The organism is Bradyrhizobium sp. (assembly GCF_019242285.1).
Classification (GTDB): domain Bacteria; phylum Pseudomonadota; class Alphaproteobacteria; order Rhizobiales; family Xanthobacteraceae; genus Bradyrhizobium.
In genome coordinates this window covers 1-4,327 of the sequence record NZ_JAFAVV010000796.1, presented here as the reverse complement: position 1 = coordinate 4,327, position 4,327 = coordinate 1, and the positions used below count along the sequence as shown (strand labels likewise).

Here is a 4,327-nt window from a genome sequence, read left to right as displayed (position 1 = left end):
CGGGTTGCGCGCGAGGTGCGGCGGCTCGCGGTTCTCGCCGCCGCGCAGATCGACGGTCTGTTTCGGCATCTCGATGCCCTTCTCGGCCATGAACATGCGGACGATGCGCGGGTTCGGCCCGATCGAGTCGTAGAGCTTCATGAAATCCTCCCTGCTTTTCTTATCAATGGCATTGATCCTGCCTATCAACAGGCCGCTGTGCGCTTTGTCAAACGGGCGATGAGTCAAGACATTGGCGCGATGAGACACGACTTCGGCGGCAGCGGAAGTGCGTTCCCTCCCCCCTTGCGGGGGAGGGTTAGGGAGGGGGGTAACACACGAAGACTTCCGCCTGGGTACCCCCACCCCCAGCCCCTCCCCGCAAGGGGCAGGGGAGCAGAGGGCGGACCGCGGCTAGCTGTCGTCCAGCTTGTTGAGGTCGCGCACCGACTGCATGATCGGCTCGAAATTCGAGCGTGCGTCGAGCGCGTCGAACAGTTGCGCGGTGTCGGACAGCAGCCCGTGCGAGCGCGCAATCGCGATGCGCACGTCCTCCTGCGGCGTGTCGGAGAGGCGGCCATGGCCGGAGAGCAGGATCCTCGAGTTCAACCCCTTCAGCCGCTCCAGCGACTGGATGTAGTCGGCGATCGAGCCCGAGCCGAACACCCCGCCCATCACGCCGCCCGGCATCAGCGTGTCGGCGGCGAACAGCAGCCCCTTGTCCTGGTCGAACAGCGTGATGCAGGCCGAGGTGTGGCCGGGCGTATGCATCACATCGAGGCGGAAATTGCCGAGGTCGATCAGATTGCCTTCCTCGAGCCAGAGGTCGACGTCGATCGGCACGTTCGGCTCGTTGAACATCTTGCGCAGCATCGAGAAGTCGTCGCGCAGCATGATCTTGTTGGCCGCGAGCCGGTGCGCGGCGATGTAGGTACGCCCCTTGAAATAATGCGCCGCGCCGATGTGGTCGAGATGCTCGTGGCTCAGCACCACCATGTCGATCTTTTCCGGCGGACAGTCGAGATGGTGCAGGCATTCGACCAGACACGGGTAGTTCGACGTCAGCCCGACGTCGATCATGATGGTGCGCGAGCTGCCGCGCACCACATAGGCGTTGGCGGCGCGGTTCTTGAAGCGGACCTGGTAGACGTCGTCGGCGGCCTGGATCAGGGAGCAGACGTCATTGTTCAACAGGACCGGGAAGGGGGACGGCTTCCGCTCGCTCATAGGTTGGCCGCCGCGCGGTAGTTCAGGTCGTTGGAGGCGCGCAGCCGCTTGCTCAAGGCATCCATGATCATCAGTGCGAACGCCGGCTGCTGGCTGACGAGGTAGACGAAACGGGCATGATTGATCCGCATTACCCTGGTGCCGGGCTCGGCCGCGATCGCGGTGGCGGAGCGGGAGGAGCCGTCGATCACGGCCATCTCGCCGAAGAACTCGCCCTTGCCGAGACTGACGATGACGGTCTTGACCGAGCCGTTGACCCTGGCGATCTCGACCTTGCCGTCGAGCACGACATAGAGCTCGCGCCCGGCCGATCCCTCCTCGAAGATGACGTCGCCGACGCCAAACTCGTTGATGCACTTCTCGATCGCCATGACGACCTGCCTTTCTGGCTCGTGCCTGTTGGCTCCATGTTAGTCGGGAAACCGGGCGCCGCAAATGAGGCAACGGGGGCCACCTCCGGTATTCGGGGAGGCGGACGCGAGCCGGCCGGACCACCTCTGTTACCTGACTCCTTGATCTTGATCGCAATCCGCCACGGAAAAGTCCCTAAAATTTCGGTAAGCCGACCGTACCCATCCCCTCGGTAACGAATTGGCAAGCAATGAAAGTTACCGAATGGTCAACCCTGACCGGAGGTTTTGATGAGTGAGCAGCAGGCCGAGCAGACCGCGGGTGAAGCCCCTTCCGTCACCCCGGCGCCCACCGTTCAGCAGGTCTCTGATCCGCTGATCGAGCAGACGCTGGCCTCGGTGCAGGAGGTGGGGGCGGCGGTTGAGATCGCGCCCGATCACGAGACGCTGCCGAAGGAGGATCCGCCGAAGGTCGAAACGCCTGAAATCAAGGCGGAAACGCCGCAATTCGATGCCTCGGTGTTTCCCACGCCGAAGCCAGGGGCTGTCCGGATCGATGTTGCCAAGACGGAGCCGAAGTTCGAGGCGCCGCGACCCTCGGCCAAGGTGCTGATCATGGCCCCGGGCGAACCAGCGCGGGAAGACGTCGCGGCAGGGTCCGGATTGCGGTCAGACCAGGCGACCGGCGAAACCGGCAAGCGCCGGTTCGGCGCCATGGCAGCGGTCGCCCTGGTGGCGCTGGCCGCCGGCGCGATCGGCGGGTCGCTTGCATCCGGCCTGACCCACCGCGCCGACGCAGCCGCGGCGGCCTCCGATGAGGGCAGCTCGGTGAACGCTGCGATCGCGCGGATCGATGCCGAGATTCTGTCGCTCAAGGCTGGGCTGGAGCGCACCGGCAAGCAGGAGACCAGCCAGCTCAACCGGACCAACGACCGCCTCGACAAGATCGAGAAGGCCCAGGCCGAGCCGGCCGCCAAGCTCGCCAGGCTGACGGAAGCCGTCGACAAGCTCCGTGGCGCCTCGGCCGCCGCGCCGCCTGTGGCCGCGGTTGCCACCACGCCGGCCCTGGCGAAGGAGAAGGAGGCGGCCGTGGCCTCCACGTCGGCGCCGACGCGAGACATCACGGGCTCGGTGCCGCCGGCCCCGGCCGCGACATCGCAGCAGGCATCGGCTGCGGCAACGCCGCTCAAGAACGACAGGAACGACAAGACCGATTTTGGTCGGTTGCCCAAGGTCGACGGTTGGGTGTTGCGCGACGTCTCGCATGGCGGCGCCCTGATCGAGGGACGGCAGGGCCTCTACGAGGTCTATGCCGGTGATCCCGTTCCGGGGCTCGGCCGGGTCGATGCGATCCGCAAACAGGATGGCCGCTGGGTGGTCGTCACCACCAAGGGCCTCGTGGTCGCGCGCTGAGGCTTGACGAAGGTGGCGAGACGGCGTTTCACCACCAAGTGAAGCACCCCTCGCGAACATCGAAAAGGGGCGCCAGAATAGACATTTTTGCGTGGTGTTAATCCTCGCATGATCAACGCTCCACGTCATCTGCTCGTCGCGCTGTTTCTTGTTTTCGCCACGCCGCTGCACGCCGCCGACAACGCGCCGATCGAGCGCGGCACCGCGATCCTCGATCCGTCGGCGTTGCGCGCGCTCGACCAGGGACGCCTCGGTCTCGAGGCGATATTGGCGCCGACGGGTTCGGCCGTTACGCCGCTCACCAACCGCGACCTGTTCGCGCTGCCGTCGATGGCGCCGGTGCGCAAGGCGCTGGACGAAGAGTTCGCGCGTTATGTCGCCGATCACAAGGCCGGACGGCCGGCCGACACGATCGGCGTCGGTGAGAGCTACGACCATCAACTGTTCGACCGTGCGCTGTTCGATGCGCCCGATGCCCGCTTCATTCTGTCCGGCATCGTCAACCGGATGGACCGCGCCTATGTCGACGCCGCGCATTGCGGCGAGATTCGTCTGTTGTACCGGATGGCGCGTATCGGCGCCGCCCGGATCGGCGAGCTCGATGCCTCGCCGCGCTTGCCGATGACCCTGAACGTCGTGCTGAAGGCGAAAGGCGACCACGCGGTCGATGCCGGTGGCGCGCCGGTCGACTGCGCCGAGGTCGCCAAGCGCTGGCTTGCCGCCGGCGAGCTGACGCTGACCGGTGACGAGCTCGCGGCGAAGCTTATGGCGAAGGACGGTCCGCTCGACCTGATCGCGCCTGAGAACATCGATCGGATCGAGACCAATTTGCAGATCGCGCATGTGGCGAAATCGGCCGCCCGCGAATTCCGCACCGACTATCTGATGAAGGTGTTCGACCTCGATGCGTCATCGGCGACGTACAAGGAGGTCGTGCTGGAGAACCAGATCGATCGCGACCGGCTGCTGTCGGACGCGAATTTCGCGCGCGACTTCAAGGCATGGCTGCTGGAGCCCGCGAATTTCGAGGCGCTCGACCGCGGCACGATCCTGATCCCGGATCAGTTCCTCAGGAAGGGCATCGTCGCGCCGACCCCGACCGGCTTCGCGCCCTCAGAGATGCAGCCGGCCTTCGGCCTGGTCGAAGGCGAGGACAAGACCGATCATCCGATCTTCAGCGAGAGCGACGTCGTCACCGCCTTGCAGAAGGAGGCAGAGCGCGGCGTGACGCTGCAGAACATCCGCTCGGCCGCCGGCTTCGAGCGCCGCCTCAACGACATGAGCTGCGGCGGCTGTCATCAGACCCGCGGCATCGGCGGCTTCCATTTTCCCGGCGTCGACTGGATGGCGGCCAAGCC

The 4,327-nt window shown here is 65.6% G+C and carries 4 protein-coding genes and 1 pseudogene; 2 read left to right on the top strand and 3 right to left on the bottom strand.

Annotated elements, in window-relative coordinates; all coding sequences use genetic code 11:
* From JOY90_RS32630 to JOY90_RS32620, 3 genes and pseudogenes are all read right to left on the bottom strand, one after another.
* Nucleotides 1-141 (bottom strand): annotated as a pseudogene (locus tag JOY90_RS32630) (glutathione S-transferase); the annotation flags it as partial.
* A 252-nt stretch (nucleotides 142-393) separates the two neighbouring features.
* Entirely contained in the window at nucleotides 394-1,206 is an 813-nt protein-coding gene (locus JOY90_RS32625) for an MBL fold metallo-hydrolase (RefSeq protein WP_291695210.1), read from the bottom strand.
* A complete protein-coding gene (locus JOY90_RS32620; protein WP_291695209.1) occupies nucleotides 1,203-1,577 on the bottom strand; it encodes a Crp/Fnr family transcriptional regulator in 375 nt (124 codons plus the stop codon). The genes JOY90_RS32625 and JOY90_RS32620 overlap by 4 nt, the downstream gene beginning before the upstream one ends.
* 270 nt (nucleotides 1,578-1,847) lie before the next feature.
* On the opposite strand from JOY90_RS32620, the gene JOY90_RS32615 reads away from it, so the two are divergent.
* Both JOY90_RS32615 and JOY90_RS32610 read left to right on the top strand, forming a co-directional pair.
* A complete protein-coding gene (locus JOY90_RS32615; protein ID WP_291695208.1) occupies nucleotides 1,848-2,969 on the top strand; it encodes a hypothetical protein in 1,122 nt (373 codons plus the stop codon).
* A gap of 108 nt (nucleotides 2,970-3,077) precedes the next feature.
* Nucleotides 3,078-4,327, top strand: a 1,250-nt coding sequence (locus tag JOY90_RS32610; RefSeq protein WP_291695207.1) for a hypothetical protein, incomplete at its 3' end; no start/stop codon positions are given.